23 protein-coding genes are annotated in these 17,946 nt (G+C 44.4%); 5 read left to right on the forward strand and 18 right to left on the reverse strand.

Annotated elements, in window-relative coordinates; translation table 11 throughout:
• Nucleotides 1–44 precede the first annotated feature (44 nt).
• The gene (locus BC343_RS06385; protein ID WP_078346921.1) at nucleotides 45–527 is read left to right on the forward strand and encodes a CYTH domain-containing protein; all 483 of its coding nucleotides are present in this window, start codon (nucleotides 45–47) and stop codon (nucleotides 525–527) included.
• A gap of 243 nt (nucleotides 528–770) precedes the next feature.
• On the opposite strand, the gene BC343_RS06390 is transcribed toward BC343_RS06385, so the two are convergent.
• Nucleotides 771–983: a hypothetical protein gene (locus tag BC343_RS06390; RefSeq protein ID WP_078346922.1), complete on the reverse strand. Its 213-nt coding sequence runs from the start codon at nucleotides 981–983 to the stop codon at nucleotides 771–773.
• 147 nt (nucleotides 984–1,130) lie between these two features.
• The gene (locus tag BC343_RS06395; protein ID WP_078346923.1) at nucleotides 1,131–1,685 is read right to left on the reverse strand and encodes a GNAT family N-acetyltransferase; all 555 of its coding nucleotides are present in this window, start codon (nucleotides 1,683–1,685) and stop codon (nucleotides 1,131–1,133) included.
• Between the two features lie 123 nt (nucleotides 1,686–1,808).
• Here BC343_RS06395 and BC343_RS06400 point away from each other — a divergent pair, with 123 nt between their 5' ends.
• Entirely contained in the window at nucleotides 1,809–2,306 is a 498-nt protein-coding gene (locus tag BC343_RS06400; protein WP_078346924.1) for a hypothetical protein, read from the forward strand.
• Between the two features lie 103 nt (nucleotides 2,307–2,409).
• On the opposite strand, the gene BC343_RS06405 is transcribed toward BC343_RS06400, so the two are convergent.
• From BC343_RS06405 to BC343_RS30945, 8 genes are all read right to left on the reverse strand, one after another.
• Nucleotides 2,410–2,601 carry a hypothetical protein gene (locus BC343_RS06405; RefSeq protein ID WP_078346925.1) on the reverse strand — a complete coding sequence of 64 codons (192 nt, stop codon included), beginning with the start codon at nucleotides 2,599–2,601 and terminating at the stop codon, nucleotides 2,410–2,412.
• 75 nt (nucleotides 2,602–2,676) lie between these two features.
• Nucleotides 2,677–2,868: a hypothetical protein gene (locus BC343_RS06410; RefSeq protein WP_078346926.1), complete on the reverse strand. Its 192-nt coding sequence runs from the start codon at nucleotides 2,866–2,868 to the stop codon at nucleotides 2,677–2,679.
• A gap of 73 nt (nucleotides 2,869–2,941) precedes the next feature.
• Complete coding sequence (locus BC343_RS06415; RefSeq protein ID WP_078346927.1) at nucleotides 2,942–3,133, reverse strand: hypothetical protein; 192 nt, start codon at nucleotides 3,131–3,133, stop codon at nucleotides 2,942–2,944.
• Nucleotides 3,134–3,187: 54 nt separating this feature from the next.
• Nucleotides 3,188–3,379 carry a hypothetical protein gene (locus tag BC343_RS06420; RefSeq protein WP_078346928.1) on the reverse strand — a complete coding sequence of 64 codons (192 nt, stop codon included), beginning with the start codon at nucleotides 3,377–3,379 and terminating at the stop codon, nucleotides 3,188–3,190.
• Nucleotides 3,380–3,433: 54 nt separating this feature from the next.
• The gene (locus tag BC343_RS06425; protein ID WP_078346927.1) at nucleotides 3,434–3,625 is read right to left on the reverse strand and encodes a hypothetical protein; all 192 of its coding nucleotides are present in this window, start codon (nucleotides 3,623–3,625) and stop codon (nucleotides 3,434–3,436) included.
• 54 nt (nucleotides 3,626–3,679) lie between these two features.
• The gene (locus tag BC343_RS06430; protein WP_078346929.1) at nucleotides 3,680–3,877 is read right to left on the reverse strand and encodes a hypothetical protein; all 198 of its coding nucleotides are present in this window, start codon (nucleotides 3,875–3,877) and stop codon (nucleotides 3,680–3,682) included.
• Nucleotides 3,878–3,940: 63 nt separating this feature from the next.
• Nucleotides 3,941–4,084, reverse strand: a complete 144-nt coding sequence (locus BC343_RS30940; RefSeq protein ID WP_156088736.1) for a hypothetical protein — start codon at nucleotides 4,082–4,084, stop codon at nucleotides 3,941–3,943.
• A gap of 36 nt (nucleotides 4,085–4,120) precedes the next feature.
• Nucleotides 4,121–4,261 (reverse strand): hypothetical protein, encoded by a 141-nt coding sequence (locus BC343_RS30945; protein ID WP_156088737.1) that lies wholly within the window; start codon nucleotides 4,259–4,261, stop codon nucleotides 4,121–4,123.
• 333 nt (nucleotides 4,262–4,594) lie between these two features.
• On the opposite strand from BC343_RS30945, the gene BC343_RS06435 reads away from it, so the two are divergent.
• The gene (locus tag BC343_RS06435; RefSeq protein WP_078346930.1) at nucleotides 4,595–6,034 is read left to right on the forward strand and encodes a tetratricopeptide repeat protein; all 1,440 of its coding nucleotides are present in this window, start codon (nucleotides 4,595–4,597) and stop codon (nucleotides 6,032–6,034) included.
• A gap of 9 nt (nucleotides 6,035–6,043) precedes the next feature.
• Here the strand turns inward: BC343_RS06435 and BC343_RS06440 are convergent, their stop codons facing one another.
• From BC343_RS06440 to BC343_RS06460, 5 genes are all read right to left on the reverse strand, one after another.
• Nucleotides 6,044–6,337: a hypothetical protein gene (locus BC343_RS06440; protein WP_078346931.1), complete on the reverse strand. Its 294-nt coding sequence runs from the start codon at nucleotides 6,335–6,337 to the stop codon at nucleotides 6,044–6,046.
• A gap of 221 nt (nucleotides 6,338–6,558) precedes the next feature.
• Entirely contained in the window at nucleotides 6,559–6,927 is a 369-nt protein-coding gene (locus BC343_RS06445; protein ID WP_238381713.1) for a helix-turn-helix domain-containing protein, read from the reverse strand.
• A gap of 162 nt (nucleotides 6,928–7,089) precedes the next feature.
• Nucleotides 7,090–9,387, reverse strand: coding sequence for an ATP-dependent helicase (locus BC343_RS06450; RefSeq protein ID WP_078346932.1), 2,298 nt, complete (start codon nucleotides 9,385–9,387; stop codon nucleotides 7,090–7,092).
• A 345-nt stretch (nucleotides 9,388–9,732) separates the two neighbouring features.
• Complete coding sequence (locus BC343_RS06455; protein ID WP_202909738.1) at nucleotides 9,733–10,122, reverse strand: hypothetical protein; 390 nt, start codon at nucleotides 10,120–10,122, stop codon at nucleotides 9,733–9,735.
• A gap of 18 nt (nucleotides 10,123–10,140) precedes the next feature.
• A complete protein-coding gene (locus BC343_RS06460; RefSeq protein ID WP_078346933.1) occupies nucleotides 10,141–10,965 on the reverse strand; it encodes an energy transducer TonB in 825 nt (274 codons plus the stop codon).
• A gap of 95 nt (nucleotides 10,966–11,060) precedes the next feature.
• Between BC343_RS06460 and BC343_RS06465 the strand changes: the two genes are divergently transcribed.
• The gene (locus BC343_RS06465) at nucleotides 11,061–13,082 is read left to right on the forward strand and encodes a thioredoxin domain-containing protein (protein WP_078346934.1); all 2,022 of its coding nucleotides are present in this window, start codon (nucleotides 11,061–11,063) and stop codon (nucleotides 13,080–13,082) included.
• Between the two features lie 90 nt (nucleotides 13,083–13,172).
• The gene (locus BC343_RS06470; RefSeq protein ID WP_078346935.1) at nucleotides 13,173–13,673 is read left to right on the forward strand and encodes an FKBP-type peptidyl-prolyl cis-trans isomerase; all 501 of its coding nucleotides are present in this window, start codon (nucleotides 13,173–13,175) and stop codon (nucleotides 13,671–13,673) included.
• A 95-nt stretch (nucleotides 13,674–13,768) separates the two neighbouring features.
• On the opposite strand, the gene BC343_RS06475 is transcribed toward BC343_RS06470, so the two are convergent.
• From BC343_RS06475 to BC343_RS06485, 3 genes are read right to left on the reverse strand one after another with little or no spacing between them, the layout of a single operon-like run.
• On the reverse strand, nucleotides 13,769–14,473 hold the full coding sequence (locus tag BC343_RS06475; RefSeq protein ID WP_078346936.1) for a toxin-antitoxin system YwqK family antitoxin: 705 nt from the start codon (nucleotides 14,471–14,473) through the stop codon (nucleotides 13,769–13,771).
• A 54-nt stretch (nucleotides 14,474–14,527) separates the two neighbouring features.
• Nucleotides 14,528–14,929, reverse strand: a complete 402-nt coding sequence (locus BC343_RS06480) for a PH domain-containing protein (RefSeq protein WP_078346937.1) — start codon at nucleotides 14,927–14,929, stop codon at nucleotides 14,528–14,530.
• Nucleotides 14,930–14,970: 41 nt separating this feature from the next.
• Nucleotides 14,971–17,772, reverse strand: a complete 2,802-nt coding sequence (locus BC343_RS06485; protein ID WP_078346938.1) for a TonB-dependent receptor — start codon at nucleotides 17,770–17,772, stop codon at nucleotides 14,971–14,973.
• Nucleotides 17,773–17,946: the final 174 nt, after the last annotated feature.

Raw genomic sequence — 17,946 nt, forward strand, 5'->3', positions numbered from 1 at the left:
TGTGGTGTTTTAACATTTTATAACAGTATTGTTAGATAAATAGTATGGCTGTAGAAATAGAACGTAAATTTTTGGTCGACCGCGAAAAATGGGAAGCACTCGGAAAGCCCCAAGGCAAATTACTTAAACAGGGCTATATTTTAAGCGACGACAAACGCACCGTGCGCATCCGCGTAACGGATGACGCCGCCTACCTCACTCTAAAAGGCAGCACCACAGGCATCAGCCGCGCCGAGTACGAATACACCATACCTATACCCGATGGCAACGAAATATTAGCCGGTCTTACCGTATCCAAAATAGAGAAGGTACGTTACGAAATACCCTATGCCGGCAACATTTGGGAGGTAGATGTTTTCAGCGGAGATAATGACGGGTTGATAGTAGCCGAAATTGAATTAGATAGCGAAGAGCAAACCTTTGATAAACCAGATTGGGTACTTGATGAAGTAACAGATGATTTTAGGTATACCAACGCCAGTTTATCAGTAAATCCGTTTAAGAATTGGGGCGGGGTGAGTATCTGAGGCATCGTTTTGCGCCCGGTCGGGCGTCCACGCCTGACTGTAGAATGGTTGAAGCGTCCACGCTTCATTTTATAGAAAGGTATCTTTTATAACTTACATGGCCGGCGCAGACGCTGGCAAGTTATTTCGGCAGGCGAGGACGCCTGTCGATGCGGAATATAATTAAGCATTGCTTTTTAAATCCCCATAAACAACAAAACCCGCCTCTCGGCAGGTTTTGTTGTTTTATAGCGTCAGTAATATTTACCAGCCAGAACCTTTTTTAGCTGCGCCAGAAGCAATGTGGCCTTCTGCTGTAGCTTTGCCCATTATAGCGGCCATTTTGTTTCCGTCAGCATCGGTACCTGTGGCAATATAGCGGCCAGATTTTACATCGATAACCGGGTTGATCATTGGAACATTTTTGGTTTTGGTTTTTACTGAATAGGCGGTAATGCCTGCTGCTTGTGCTGCCATGTCTTTAAAGTTTTTTTAGTGTAAACTGTATTAATTAATTTTTGTTTGCGCCCCTGTTTTAATAATTTAGGTTATGGGCGGGGCAATTGGTTTTTTGCGTGGCAAGTTATGTAATTATACTTAACTAACAAATTTTATACAGGGTTGTTATTTTTTTGTTGTAATTAAACTGTAGACCGCCGAATCAACAAAGGTTCCCTTATAGTTATAATTCTCTTTAAAGCAGGCCTCGCGCACAAAACCACAGCGCTCCAGTAGGTTTATCGATGCAATATTATCCGGGTTTAGGTTAGCTTCTACAGAGTGTAGGTTAATGTGGCCGAAAGCATAAGCAATAGCTTCATTTAAAGCTTCTTGCATAAAGCCTTTGCCTTGGTGTAGCGGGCTTAACATATAGCCAACTTCGGCGCGGTGGTGCTGTTTGTTTATATTCCAAATGCCAATGCTGCCTATCATTTCGGTACTTCCCTGCAAACTAAGCGCCCACATTACACCCTCATTTTTTTCGTGGATGCCCAGTATCATTTTTATCCAATCGTATACTGCTTCTATGGCTTTTGGCTGGTTTATATCAATGTATTTTAGCACATCAGGGTCGGTTCGCAGCGTAAAAAGGGCATCAGCATCGTCAAAATTTAATTCGCGCATGGTCAAACGTGCCGTTAGCAGGGTGGGGAAGGGGTGCAAATTTACATCGAGCATGGGGCTTATATTGGTTGCGTAAATATAACTTAAATTGCCGCCGGTGCATTTTGGTGCCGATAAAAAGGCATGAACTATTTGCCCGCAAAATTGTAGTATAGCAAAACAATAAAAGAGAAAATTATGAAACCTTATATGATAGTTTGCGCCCTTGCCCTGGCAGGTTGCGCGGGGAATGGTAATAAAGGTGCTGCCGATAGCGCAAAGGCTGATAGCCTGAAGATCGATAGCGCGGCGGCTTCAACAAGCGGAGCACCGGCTCAAAATATGGAATACTGCTTTGTACACACCGATGGCACCGCCGGGCAAGATACTACGGCCGTACACTTGGCCATTAACGGAAAAAAAGTAACAGGCGAAATGAGCTGGCTGCCTAAGGAGAAAGACCGCCGAAAAGGCACGCTTGAAGGTACTATTGATGGCGATAAAATAAACGCCGTTTGGAGTTTTATGCAGGAAGGGCAAACCGATACGCTTGGCGTAGCCTTTAAGCTGTCATCACAGCAATTAGCACAAAAGCCGCTAACGGTTGATACCAAAACCGGTCGCCAGTTAACCGACGGCAAAGCCGATTACACGGTTATATATAATATGGATAATTGCGATAAGTTTAAAAAGTAACCATTGCGGCAAGGCAAACGCTAAGTTTTAAATACTATCGATTTCGATGCACCGGGCAACCCCTGGTGCATTTTTCGTTTTCGGGATTATGCTGAAGGCTTAATTAGTCTGCCTGTCCAATGTCTTTTTTAGTGTCTGCTTGTCCGATATCTTTTTTGGTGTCTGCCTGGCCGATATCTTTTTTGGTTGCCGGTTTGGTGGTAGTGGTATCGCGTTTTACGGGAGTTGCTGCGGTGAATGCTGATACTACGCCGGTAGTTAATATAAGGGCTGCTGCTACAATTGCTTTTTTCATGGTGTTGAGGGTGTTATTCTATTTGTTTAGGGGTGATGTATGTTCTGTGCTTTGTTTTATATGCTGAAGGCTTAATTAGTCTGCCTGGCCGATATCTTTTTTAGTGTCTGCTTGACCGATGTCTTTTTTGGTATCAGCCTGGCCAATATCTTTTTTGGTAGCCGGTTTGGTGGTAGTGGTATCGCGTTTTACAGGAGTTGCTGCGGTGAATGCTGAAACTGCGCCTGTGGTTAATATAAGGGCTGCTGCTATAATTGCTTTTTTCATGGTCTTGAGGGTTATTTTGAGTTTGTAAGGGTTTGTTGTTTACTGTGCTTTTGTTTTATGATAGAGGGCTTAATTAGTCTGCTTGGCCTATATCTTTTTTGGTATCTGCTTGGCCAATGTCTTTTTTAGTATCTGCCTGGCCGATATCTTTTTTGGTTGCCGGTTTAGTGGTGGTGGTATCGCGTTTTGCGGGAGTTGCTATGGTGAATGCAGATACTACGCCGGTAGTTAATATTAAGGCTGCTGCTACGATTGCTTTTTTCATGATGCTTATGGTGTTGTTGGTATTATTAAAATTGATGATTGTGTTGATGTTTAATTAGTCTGCCTGGCCGATGTCTTTTTTAGTATCTGCTTGGCCAATGTCTTTTTTGGTATCAGCCTGGCCGATATCTTTTTTGGTAGCCGGTTTAGTAGTAGTGGTATCGCGTTTTACAGGAGTTGCTATAGTGAATGCAGATACTACGCCTGTGGTTAATATAAGGGCTGCTGCTACAATTGCTTTTTTCATGATGCTTATGGTGTTGTTGGTGTTTTTAAAAATGATGATTGTGTTGATGTTTAATTAGTCTGCTTGGCCTATATCTTTTTTGGTGTCAGCTTGGCCAATGTCTTTTTTAGTATCAGCCTGGCCGATATCTTTTTTGGTAGCCGGTTTAGTAGTAGTAGTATCGCGTTTTGCGGGAGTTGCTATAGTGAATGCAGATACTACGCCTGTGGTTAAAATTAAGGCTGCTGCTACAATTGCTTTTTTCATGATGCTTATGGTGTTGTTGGTGTTTTAAAAATTGATGATTGTGTTGATGTTTAATTAGTCTGCCTGGCCGATATCTTTTTTAGTGTCAGCTTGGCCGATGTCTTTTTTGGTATCAGCCTGGCCAATATCTTTTTTGGTTGCCGGTTTAGTGGTAGTGGTATCGCGTTTTACAGGAGTTGGTGTTTTTACAGTGAATGCTGATACTACACCGGTGGTTACTATAAGGGCTGCTGCTACAAATGCTTTTTTCATGATGAGGGAATTTTTATATTGTGTTTGTTTTATGCTTTAAAATTTATTGTGTTTGCTGTAAGCTTAATCGGCTGTGCCAATGTCTTTAATGTATGGCGCGGTGTTGTGCTCAATAACAATGGCAGTAGGTTTTACAACTTCGTTTTTACGGCACGATAGCGCCATGCCTGTGCTAATTACTATTGCTGCTATGACGATCTTTTTCATGTATGTACGCTGATAGGTTAGTATAATAATTTGAAATTAGTCTGCTGTTGCTATGTCCTTACGGATGCCTACCGTTGGCTTCAGTATCACATCAATGGCCTTGGTTGTGGTGGTCTTGACGCAAGAACTGATGATGCCCGTTAACAGGATAAGTAAGGCAAGGCAAACTTTTTTCATTGTATTGTTTATTAGTTTAAAACTTTATTTTATTTAACTATGCTGCAAACGCCTTTTGCAGCCATTTTTGCTTTTGGCCACAGGCTTATAGCCTGTAGTTTTTAACTTCAGTTGCTTAATTATTCAACTTTTTGGGCAATATGAAATCGCAACAAATAGTTTATAACGTATTGTTAGTCAATTAATTAAGCGATTCAAATATATAGATGTTTTTTAATTATCAGGAAACTTTTTCCATATTTTTTTTAGTATTTTTTTCTAAATTTAGTACAATAGCTATTAGTAACTAATTATTTTATAACTTTCGGCGCATTTACACGTATATATCCCCCGATGAACAAGATTTATGCCCTGGCTCTACTATTGATATGGTGCTGTTTGGTAACTGCTGTGCCCGCCCACGCAGCCATAAGCGCACGCGATACTGCCGAGGTTATAAAACTAAACAAACAAGCCTACGATAACCGCTACACCAGCCCCGAGCAAACCGTTGAGGTTGCCGAAAAAGCCCTTGCCCTTGCTACCGAGCTTAACTACACCCGCGGCGTTGGCGAAGCTTACCGTGTAATGGGTATTGGTAATTATTACCTTAACCAGGCCGGCAAAGCCATTGATAATTACCTTAAAGCCCGCGATGTTTTCCAGTCTATAAACGATCTGCGCAGCCAGGCCAAAGTGCTTAACAACATTGGCAACCTTTATCTCGATAACAATAAGGACAAAGCGCTGGAGTACCTCAATCTTGCGTTAGATATTGTCCAAAAACTAAAAGACGAAGACCTGAAAGCCTCGCTTTACATGAACATTGGCAACGTTTACTATCGTAACAAGAGTTATAACCAGGCATTAAGCTTTTACGATAAAAGCAACGTAATGTTTGCAAAAAACGGCGATTCGATAAATTTAGTTCAGGTGCTGCAAAACAGGGGAGTAATTTACTATAACCTGCACGAGTATGATAAGGCCGAAAGCCTGTTACTTGCGGCCAATAAGGCCGGTAAAGAGCAGGACCTTAACAAGCCCGTAGCCAGTACCAACCTCACGCTGGCTTCGCTGTACATTGCCCAGGGTAAGTTTGAAGCAGCCGGCAGCGTAGTTACCGAAGGGCAGGCTTACGCCAAGGTTTTAAAAGACGAAAAACTGATAAACGATTATAACTATATAAGCTATCAGCTGGAGCTAAAGCAACGCCATTACGAAAAAGCGCTTGGTTACCTGCAAACCATATTTAAGCAGGATAGCCTTATACACAGCTCTAACGAAAGCACGCAGATAACCATGCTGCAAGAGCAGTATAAACAAGCTGCTACACAGCGCGAGAAAGATGCCATTATTTTACGCCAGCAAAACGACAGGATAAAGTTTTGGGCTGTAACCGCCGTGGCGGGCCTGCTATTGGTGGTAATAGGCTTGCTTTATACCAACGTAAAACGCAAGGCCAAAACCAACCTGCAGCTTACCGAGCTTAACGGTGAGGTACTGAAGCAAAAAGACAACCTCGACCGCGTGAACCATCACCTGGAGGAGATCATTGACGAGCGTACCAAAGACCTGCAATTTAAGAACAAGAAATTATCTGAGTATTCATCTTACCTATCGCACCAGATACGCGGGCCTATAGCTACGCTGCGCGGGCTGATGAACCTTGAAAAAGAAGGGCTGGTTGATGAGAAAGAATGCATCCGTATGATGGATAAATGCGTTTTCGATATCGACCAAAAGATCATCGAAATGAGCGAGATGCTTAACGATAACGGCAAAACCGTTTTTTAGGCCCGCGGTTTAGTGCAGCGCAGGCCATGTGCTGTGTATCTGCGCCTCAATAAGCCCCAAATACATACAGTACCACGATATCATGTGCAGTATAAGCAGTTGCCTGTGCCTGCGGTAGCCCTGTGTTTCAAAAGCAATGGTTTCTTCGCCGGCGGTAACAAAAAATTGTACTTCGCCTTTACGCGGCTTAAACCTCGAGCGTAACATATCAAATGCCTTTACTTTTAGCTTGCTGCGCGGATCGTGAATGGTAGCATTCTTTAGGGCTTCGGCATTGGCTATGGATATCATGTAGTTGCTCATACAATTCTAATTTTGTTCGGTATTGGTAATACAATTTTGTAACCAAATGCCAAACTCTATCAGAAAGGTAGACTAAAAACAGCCAAAACACAACGAAAATTTCACCTTGCTCAATTCAATTAATTTTTGATTAATAAAATTGATCAAGGTGAAAATATGGCGCTGTCTATAAAAAAGTAATTGTTTTGTTTACCAAACAGTTATACAACTGCGGTAAAGTTTTACGAGTTATTTTTATTCAGCAGTTCTTCGTACAGCAGTATTACTTTGCGCTGCAGCCCGGTGATCTCGTTCTCGCGGTCGGTTAGTTTTTTCTGGAGTATATTAAGGCTCGCGTCCTGAACGCTTGGCTCTTCCACATATTCCAACGAAAGCAGGTTCACTACGCTCACTTCAAAAATGTTTGCAATTTGTTCAAGTCTTGATAAATTGATGTCGGTTACACCGGTCTCAATTTTAGAAAACGCAGGGATCGAAATGCCCAGGCGGCTTGCAACATCTTCCTGGCTCCAGCCACGTTCGTGGCGTAAAGTGCGGATGTTCTTACCTGCAGACTTGTTCGTTTTCTTCTTTATAGTCTCGCTCATCATGTACATAAAAAATTAATTAAGAGAAAAGGGTATTAACCCTTAACCAAATCAAATGCCACTGATGAAAAGTGCCCCTATTGCGTTGTATTAACACATAGTTAAGCACAGGTGAAGAAAATGTGTGGAATTACTTCTACAAAATAGTGGGAAAACCGGGTAGTTCTACTCGTTTACGATGCTCAGTTTTGCAAATTTTAGCAGCAGTTGTTTTTGCCCTATTTCCTTAAAAAAGATGGTTGCTTTAATATCCGGCTTGGTGCCTTCCAGGGTTAACACTTTACCAAAACCAAAGCGCTCATGCTCAACCTGCATACCTACCTGCAGGTTGCTTGTATCAGATACCTTAAAGTCTTTTGATACCACGTGTGCCTTCGCCAGTATAGATGTTGTTTTTACCGGTGCGGCACTGGCTGGCTTGGGTTTAGAGAAGGTATCGCCTCCACTACTTTTGTTAGTGTCTTTACGGCTCCACGCACTGCGTTCATCATCAAAAAACGAGCTTTGAGCAGGTTTTGCCGAATAATCAAGCTCAAGGTACTTCGCATCTATCTCGTCCAGAAAACGGCTTGGCTCGCTGTTTATAAGCGTTCCGAATTTGAAACGAGAGGTAGCGTAGCTGATGCTCAGCTTGCGCTCGGCGCGGGTAACGGCCACGTAAAACAGGCGGCGCTCTTCCTCCAGATCGCTACGGGAATTGAGCGACATTTGCGATGGGAAAAGATTTTCTTCCAGCCCCACAACGTACACCTGCGGAAATTCCAACCCTTTTGAGGAGTGGATAGTCATGAGCGAAACCGTGTCGGCATCCTTGTTTTTATCCTTATCGTCGTTGGTTAAAAGTGCAACATCCTGCATAAAAACATCAAGGCCTTTTTCCTCAATATCCTCTCGTTCCGAAAACTCTTTTATACCATTAAGCAACTCCTGTATGTTTTCGTATCGGTTAAGTCCTTCTACCGATTTATCGGCATAAAGGTCCTTCAATACGCCGGAATGCTGGGCTATGTATAAGGCTGCATCGTAAGCACTTTGGTTTTTTGCCAGTACCTGGAAGCTTTGTATCATGGTGCCGAAGGCTTGCAAAGCAGCAGGCGCCTTGCCATCAAGGTATTGCGCAGGTTGCAATACAACCTCAAACAAGGTAATGTTATGCTGATCGGCAGCAACAACAATTTTATCAACCGTAGTATCGCCAATGCCACGTTTCGGGTAATTGATAACACGTTTAAGCGCTTCTTCATCATTAGGGTTAAACGTGAGGCGGAAGTAGGCTATTAAGTCTTTTATCTCTTTACGCTGATAGAAGGATAGGCCACCGTATATTTTGTAAGGGATGTTCAGCTTACGCAAGGCCTCCTCCATAGAGCGCGACTGGGCATTGGTACGGTAAAGGATGGCGAAATCGTTCCACTTCATGCCATTGCTGCTGCGGTCCTGCATAATGCTTTCGGCCACGGTTTTGCCCTCCTCGTTATCGCTGTAGGCGCGCATCACCTTTATTTTATCGCCGCTTTCTTTTTCCGAGAAAACGTTTTTCTTCAGCTGGTCTTTATTGTTGGCAATAATGCTGTTGGCAACGTTTACAATGTTTTGGGTAGAGCGGTAGTTTTGCTCCAGCTTAAACACCTTCAAGTCTGGGTAATCCTTCTCAAAGTTGAGGATGTTTTGGATGTTGGCCCCGCGGAAGGCGTAGATACTTTGAGCGTCGTCGCCCACTACGCAAATATTTTCGTTAACGGCTGCCAGACGCTTTACAATCAAGTACTGCGAAAAGTTGGTATCCTGGTACTCGTCCACCATCAGGTATTTAAACTTCTGCTGGTATTTATTCAGAACATCCGGGTGCAGCTTAAGTAGTTCGTTGGTTTTGTATAGCAGGTCGTCAAAATCCATTGCGCCTGCGCGGTAGCAGCGCTGTACATAGGTTTGATAGATGACGCCCAATTTGCCGCGGCCGCCGCTTTGATCGTCGGCCTGTATTTGCGGGTTTTGTTGGTATTCTTGCCAGCCAACCAAATTGTTTTTGGCGGCGGATATGCGGTTAAGTACAAAGTTTACGGCGTACAGCTTATCGTCGAGGTTCATTTCTTTCAAAATGGCACGCAGAACGCTCTTGCTGTCGTCGGTATCGTAAATGGTGAAGTTGCTGGGGTAACCAATTTTTTCGGCTTCAACCCTTAATAATTTAGCAAAAACGGAGTGGAAGGTACCCATCCAAATATTTTTGGCTTCGGGGCCGCAAATATGGTTTATACGCTCGCGCATTTCGCGGGCGGCCTTGTTGGTAAAGGTAAGTACAAGTATGTTAAACGAATCTACCCCGCTGTTAATGAGGTGGGCAACCCTGAAAGTAATAACACGTGTTTTGCCCGAGCCTGCGCCCGCAATAATCATTACCGGGCCTTTAGTTTGCAGTACGGCGGCCTTTTGTTCGGGGTTTAACCCAGCTAAATAATCCAAATCCAGTTCCTCTTTTGTTAAGGGGCGAAATTAGGGAATTGAGGTTAAAGCTGAAAGATTAAAGCTTAAAGGTTTTCAACGCGATGTGTTTAAAAGGTAAATTTATTATTTAACCACAGAGGTCACGGAGTTTTACACAGAGAGGCACAGAGCCTGTATAGTGGTAGGGAGAAAGAGTTTATATTAACCGCGGAGATTGCAGAGGTTACGCAGAGATTCGCGGAGCCTATATAGTTATTATTGAGTTTTGCATAGGCGACAAATATATCTCATCACCACCATGCAAAGCTCTCTGCGAACCTCCGCGTAACCTCTGTGTTCTCTGTGGTTAAATAGCCACCCTCACTAAAACTTTTTCTTCATCGCCATAATAATCACCCAGCCGAAAGGCAGCAACCAAATAATATCGTTCCAAACATTTACCCAAAAGAAAGCCGGAGCAAGTTTGCCCATTACTATGTAGTAAACCGAGCCAATAGGTCCCAAGAGTTTGCCTATCCATCCCACCAATATCAGCGGCCAGTAAGTCTGCGGATCGCGCGAGGCAAAATAGTACGCAATGCCGTAAACGCCCACCAGCATACCCACGCAACGCAGAATGATGAGCAGGAAATCGGTAGGAGGGTTGCTGAAAAGAAGTATCTGCGGCCAGGCAGATATTATCAATCCCCAGAAAATGTTATAAATGGCCGCCAAAAGCATAATTGCTTTGGCGTATTTGAGTTTAGTTGCCAAAATAGGTGCAGGTGTTTTTTATGGTTCTAACTTAAAATGAATAGGGATGGAGTATTGGGTGCGTACCGCCTGTCCGTTCATTTTGCCGGGTATCCATTTTGGCGAAGCGCTTACCACACGGGTAGCCTCTTTATCGCAATCGGTACTTATGCCTCTTATAACTTTTATATCGGTTAAACTACCGTCCTTTTCAACTACATAGCTCAATATAACACGCCCTTGCACATTGTTTTCTTTGGCACTTGCGGGCATCTTTAAATTGTCGGCAACATACTTTTCCCAATTACCGTTAAACTTTGGCTGTTCTTCTACCGCCGTGTAAATACGTTTGGGGTCTACAGTTCGGTCAACGGTTATAACAGGGTCTCCCGCGCCAATTGGTTCGTCTATCCTTACATCTGCAAAACTGCCGCGGGGTATCTCCGGCGCACTAAATTTTTTGTATTCAGGCGTGGTGTAGGCATCCATGGCATGGGCCTGGTTGTAGGCTTTCTTTTTGTTCCACTCCGCTATGTATTGGGCAGAATACGCCGAGGTAAGGTCGTTCAGTTGAATATCCAATGCCTTTTGCTGCGGGCTTACTTTTACAACTACCTGCGGATCCTGCTTATTATCTATACTGATAAGTACGGGCCTGTCATTTGGGAATACGAAGCTGAATTTACCCGCTCTATCGGTTGTTGTGCCAATAGTGCCGCCAAATAACGATATACTGTAACCGGCCAAAGGCTTATTGGTGATATCGGTAATTTTGCCGGTTACTTTGCGGTAGGCTATTGTTTGCGCTTGCAATGCTGTTGTGAAGCTAATAAGTATAAACGATAAGGCTATAAGGTACTTCATAACTTAATTAGTGTAATAATTGCAAGCTAAAATACACCTTTGTTAGCTTTTGGCATTAATTTTATCACATTTGCGCAGCTAAGCACCTACCCGTTATGAATCGCCTCGCCAATTCCACTTCGCCATATTTATTGCAGCATGCCAACAACCCGGTTAACTGGTACCCATGGGGAGCCGAAGCCCTGCAAAAAGCTAAAGACGAAAATAAACTGATACTAGTGAGTATTGGCTACTCAGCCTGCCATTGGTGCCACGTAATGGAGCACGAAAGCTTTGAGGACGAGCACGTAGCTGCGGTAATGAACGAGTATTTCGTGTGCATTAAAGTTGACCGCGAGGAACGCCCCGATGTTGACCAGATATATATGAGCGCCGTGCAACTGATGAGCGGCCGTGGCGGCTGGCCGCTTAACTGTATTTGCCTGCCCGACCAGCGCCCTATTTATGGTGGCACCTACTTCCGTAAAAACGACTGGACGAGTCTGCTTTTCAACCTTGCCGATTTTTACAAAACCAAACCCGAAGAAGCTGAAGATTATGCTGTTCGCTTGACGGCTGGCATTAAACAATACGAATCGGTAGCCTTTGTTCAGGAACAAGCCGAATACGCCAAAGCCGATTTTGAGCCAATACTGAAAGCCTGGGGGCGGTATTTTGATGAAGAAGAAGGTGGCTTTGGCAATGCGCCAAAATTCCCGATGCCCAATAACTGGCAATTTTTAATACGCTATGCGCACCTGATGCAGGATGAGCATGTGGCCAACCTTGCGAAACTGACGCTTAACAAAATGGCCTTTGGTGGTATATACGACCATATTGGCGGCGGCTTTGCCCGCTACGCGGTTGATGGTGTTTGGCATGTGCCCCACTTCGAAAAAATGCTTTACGATAACGGGCAACTGCTTAGCCTGTATGCCGAAGCTTATACCTGGCAGCCCGACCCGCTTTATAAAACCATTGCCGACGAGATCATCAGCTTTGTGGAACGTGAACTTACTTCGCCCGAATATGGTTTTTACTCGGCATTAGACGCCGATAGCGAAGGGAAAGAGGGCAAGTACTATATTTTTACCAAAGACGAACTGGAGGGGATATTAGGCGAAGAAGCACAGCTGTTTTGTATTTATTACCATGTAACCGATATGGGCAATTGGGAAGAAGAGTATTCCAACGTATTCTTCCGCAGGGAAAGTGATGCGGAACTGGCGGCTACTTTAGGGGTATCTGTTGAAGAATTAACCGCCCGTATAGATCTTGCCCGGCAAAAGGTATTTGATGCGCGGGATAAACGCATCCGCCCGGGCTTGGATAATAAAATACTGGCATCGTGGAACGGCTTGATGCTAAAAGGGCTTTGCGATGCCTACCGTGCATTTGATGAGCCAGCATACCTCGACCTGGCCTTGCGGAATGCCGATTTCCTGACCAATAATATGCTCTCGGGCGATAAACTGCTGCGCATATTTAAGGAACCGGTATTGCTTTCCAATGGCGACCATGAACCCATTGCTACCTTTTTAGATGATTATGCCAATGTGGTTGATGCTTTTATCGCCCTGTACGAAGTTACTTTTGATGAGCAATGGCTTACCCGTGCAAAAGGCATTACCGACTACGCTATACTTCACTACCATGATAAACAAAGCGGCATGTTCTTTTACACTGCTGATGACGATGAGCACCTGATAGCCCGGAAATCTGAGATTATGGATGGGGTGATACCTTCCTCAAACTCCGTAATGGCGCGCAATTTGAAAAAGCTTGCCCTGTTTTATGATGAGGAGCGATACCACGATATTGCCGCCCAGATGCTGCGCAACATTGTGCCGCACCTTGCCAAATACGGCACCGCTTACAGCAACTGGACGGCTTTACTCTTAGATGAGGTGTTTGGCGTGTACGAAATTGCCATTACCGGTGAGGCTTCCACATCATTGCGTAAAGAATTGGAACAAAACTATATTCCTAATAAAATAATATTGGGCGGTACAAAAGGAACATTACCTTTGCTAGCAGATAAGCCTATGGACATCAGCCGCATTTACGTATGCAGTAACAAAACGTGCAGCCTGCCGGTTGATAATGTAGGCCAAGCGTTAAAACAAATAGATAAGTAATTGCTTTTATTTTAGGAGCAGAAAGCAAAAAGACCAAAGCAAAAGCTTTAAGCTTTACACTTTGAGCTTTAATCTCAAAAAAACATCATAATGAAAATAGAACCAAAACACGTAGTATCATTAACCTACGACTTGTATGTAAAAAAAGAAGACGGCGTTGAAGGCCTGGTAGAAAGCGCTACGCAGGAGCAACCCTTAACCTTTTTATTCGGCGCGGGCCAAATGATACCAAAATTTGAAGAGAACCTGAGCACATTGTCTACCGGCGATACTTACGATTTCCACATTGCTGCTGCAGATGGTTACGGCGAGTTTGACGAAGAGGCTGTAGCTAATTTGCCAAAAGATATGTTCAACGGTACCGAGATACCTGAAATTGGCGAGGTGTTGCCTTTGCAGGATAACAATGGTAACCGTTTTCAGGGCCAGGTTGTATCAGTTACCGAAGATTCGGTAATTGTTGACCTTAACCACCCTATGGCCGGCCAGGACCTGCACTTTAAAGGCGAGATATTAAACGTTCGCCCGGCAACTCCGGAAGAACTGGCTCACGGCCATGCACACGGCCCGGATGGCCATCACCATCATTAAGCCGAAAGCTTAAAGTCTAAAGCAAAAAGCCAAAAGCCAAAAGATAATTATAGAAAAGGCGCATTACCCGATAGGGTTTTGCGCCTTTTACTTTTTTAATTCCTGAAGTCGAGGTGCCCGTCTTCGGTGATACGCGCCTCTATAATAATACGGCAGGCTATAGGCTGGCCGTTTTTTGTTGCGGGGGTAAATACGTTGTCGGCAGGGTCGGGCAACTCCAGGTTCATGCGGAATACTCTTTCGTAATCGTTAATGCCGGTTAAGCGTACCCAGTAATAAGCAAGCCGCCCCAGCGGACTTATCAATAATTCTACCTGCGCGGTGTTGGTTATCCTGTTTATATTCCAAATATCGTTGGGGAGGGTAAAAAGCCTTAGGTAAGGTAAAAAGCCATAATACCTGCCGCCGATTTTTATGGGCTTGGTAACCACATCTGTCGAGTCTATATCCGTATCGGCAAAATAATGAAGTTTTGAATTGGAATACTCCGGCGCTTCGAATAATAGTTTGCTATTGCTGAAGTCGTAGGTTTGCATTAAAACGCCTCTTGAATCATAAAAACGCCATGGGCCTACTCGTTTGTCGTGATCGTAGGTGCCGGTTGCTATTGGTGTTTTTTTTCTAAACATGGCCGTATAGCTACCCTGCTTAACGTGTTTATTGGTTTTTAATACGGTGTACGTTTCTTTTATAGAGTCGGTAAGCCAATTGGTTTTGGTTGTGGTTTCTTCCTGGGCTTGGGCGCTTGTGATAATTATAAATAAAAACGATGCGAGAAGCTGTAATTTAGTTTTGAGCATGAGCGCTGTAGATATTAACGTAACACTTTTACAATGGCACAGCAGGTATTGTTTTTAATACTTAATGCCGGGGTTTATTTTTTGCAGTTCGGTTACAAATATGGCTTTATCCGCGGGCGATATTACTACCGAATCGAATTTGTTATAAAATATTTCCATCCTATCCATTGATAGCGCGGGGGCACTTAATATCGAATTGGTGTTTTCTACCCGGGTAATGCTACCAATTGGTATTTTCAAGTTAAACAGTAACCCGCATTTCACTTTTAAAATACCAGTCTCACTAATTTCATAGTAGGTATTAAAAAACATAGGCAAAACTAAAGCCGACATTATTATCAGTATCACAACAGCGCCTTCGTAAAGCCCGCCTGCTAAAAAACCAAGCTCAACGGTGATCAAAATGATCAGCGGGATGTATATAACAAAACCCTTTTTCGACGGGAATCTTTGCATACGGTTTAATGTTGGCTAAAAATAAGCAAAAAGAGCTTTATTTAATCCGGCCTGCCACCACCACCGCCGCCAAATCCACCGCCGCCTTCGCCGCCCCTGCGGCCACCGCCGCCTTGCCTGCCGCCACGTGCACCGGCAAATTTTTGCAACCTTATGGCAAAGGTGAGCATAAAGTAACGCCCCAAACGGTTGGTGCGGGTATCGATGATCTGGTTGCCGCTTACGCTTCGTGTTACGCCCGTGTTTTGGTTAAACAAATCGAACGCCTGGAAGCGTAGTGCGCCTACATTGCCTTTCAAAAATTGGTATTCTACATACGTGCTCAGCAGGGTGGGGTTGGCCTTTACCGTTGCGCTAAAGCCATGGTTTATGGTTTGAGTAAGGTTGTAACCCAATACCCAGTTCTTAAAAAAGTAGCTGCGCCCATCTAAACCGAAGGTCCAGGTTTTGGCATCGGTGTTTATGCTTTCCTCGCTGCTGTACCGGGTGGTATTGATACTGTAGTTGCCGCTCACTTCGGTATCCATTAAGCTATCTATATCGATCCGAACTTTCAATCCCTGGTTAAATACCCAGTTTTTGCCCACGTTGCGTTCGTCGCGCGCGTAAAACACGTTGTTATTAAAAGTTGCGCCCCCATTTAACGTTACGGTGTACTTGCGGTTGGCAAATGGTTTTGAGTAGGCGTAATTACCATTTGCGGAGTAAAAGCCGTTAGTATTTATATAGCGGGTTTCCTGCACGGTATTGTTGGTATCGCGCCCGGCGGTAATTACGGTAATGGGTTTCGAATTGGTTACTATCTTATCCTGCGTAGTAGTGAACGAAAGATTGGTGAATAAAGAGTTGCCGCTGGTGAGGTCGAACTGGTTATAACGCAGGCTGATGTTGTTGCTAAACTCGGGTTTCAGGTCGGGGTTACCGTAAATACGGTTTTGCGGGTTGCTAAAATCGGGCTGTAATTGCAACTGTGTAAAGCTTGGCTGGTTGTTGCTGCCGGTATAATTGATAGACAGCGAATGGTTGCGTTGGAAATTATAAATGAACCTTGCAGTTGGGATGTAGTTGAACGTATGCGTACTGGTGCTGAAGTTATGCGACTGCCCGTTGAGTGATGTAGGCTGCACTGCCAAACCCAATGTATAATTATACTTAGCCTTTACGCCGCGCAGGTTAAGGCCAAACCTATCGGTAATAAACTGATAGTTGTAAAGCGTACTTAACGAATCTACATAGGTTTCCGTTTTGGTATCAGGGTCTACGCGGTAATTGAGGCGGTTATTATCGGTATTGGTATAGTTGTGGCTATAGTTGGCCTCCAAAAAGTTGCCGTTGCCCAGTGGCTCGGTGTATGATAGGGCTATATTGTATTTGTTGCTGCTATTATCGGTGTTTATTTGCTGGAACAGGGGCGTGGTGATGTTGTTTCTTTCGGTTGTGTATTCGTCATAAAGCCCCTGTGTGGTTTTAGAGTAACTAAGCCCTGTGTTGATGCTGAAGTTACGCCCTTTTTTGCGGAATTTATGGTTATACAAAACCGATACACCGCCGCTTGGTGCCGAGCCGGTTGTAAGCGCCAGTTCGTTACCGTTTATGAGGGTGTTCTGCCTGGTGTTGCTGAATACATCAGTAGTATTATCGAACGACGAATTGTAGCTGAAGTTGGGGTTCACCTTCAGGTAGTTCAGCGTATCTATCCGGTATTCGACATTAAAATCGAAACGGTGGTTGATGTTATGGGTTTTACTGATGCTGTTATCGTTGCTTAAAAGCGTATCACCGTTAAAGTTGTTTTGTGTTTGCGAGGTACTGTTGCCCACTTTATCGCGGTCGGCAAAGCTGTAGCTGCCATAGGCAGTAATTTTCTTGCCCCATTCGTTGCGGTAGTTAAAGCCTACCGAGCGGTTAGTAGTAATGCCGTTGGCCGTACTCACTCCGCCACTTGCGCCACCGCCGCCGCCACCACGGCCACCGCGCCCGCCACCACCACCGCCTGCACCCAGGTTAAAAGAGTTGGTATTGGTGTTATTGATGGTACCGATGAGCGATATCTGCTCATCCTCTTTAAAAGCATTTGCCGATACACGGGCCAAATACCGGTCGTCATTCCCGGCACCCACCGTAGCCTGCCCGAATTTGCCCGTGCGCTTGCCTTTTTGTATAGTGATGTTCAGGATTTTCTCCGGGTCGCCGGTTTTTATGCCGGTTAGGTTGGCCTGGTCGCCGTAGTCGTCTATCACCTGTACGTTCTCTACAATCTCGGCGGGGAGGTTTTGGGTTGCGGTTTGCACATCGCCGCTGAAGTAGTTTTTGCCGTTTACACGCACTTTGGTAACCTGCTTGCCATGAGCAGTAACATTGCCATCCTTATCAACGGATACGCCCGGCAGTTTCTTCAACAAGTCCTCCACCGGCGAACCGGCACGAACGGGGTAGGCCGATGCTTTGTATTCAACCGTATCTTCCTTAATAACTATAGGCACGACTGCCGCTGTTATGGTCACCTGCGATAATGCGTTGGTTGCAACGGTGAGTTTTATAGGGTCGAGTTTGATGGCGGTTTTGCCATCGTCCATCGTATATTTCCGGCTTATGCCCTGGTAGCCTAAACCGGTAACGGTTATTTTAAAGTTTTTAGCGAACACAGCGCCGAAGCTGAACACACCCTTGGCATCGCTGGCCACAACCATGCTATCCTTATCAGATGTTAGCTTCACCGTCATGCCCGGCACGGTGCCAAGGCTGTCTATCAATGTACCGCTAACCGAGCGGGGAGGTTGTTGTGCAAATGCTTTTGTAGCAAGCATAAACAGCACTAAAAACAAGGGGGCAAATTTTGTCATAGCAATACGGTAAACTGTGCTAATGACGGGTAAAGTATCAAGAAGTTTAATTGTAATGCCAATGTCATACAAATGTTGCAATGAAAGTGTTAATTCACTGTTAATTTAATTATATATTAAATTTTTTAACTGTTTTTATAGGATATACGAATCATGATCCATATCTTTAAGGCA

Origin of the sequence: Mucilaginibacter pedocola (genome assembly GCF_002013915.1) — a bacterium.
Taxonomy (GTDB): domain Bacteria; phylum Bacteroidota; class Bacteroidia; order Sphingobacteriales; family Sphingobacteriaceae; genus Mucilaginibacter; species Mucilaginibacter pedocola.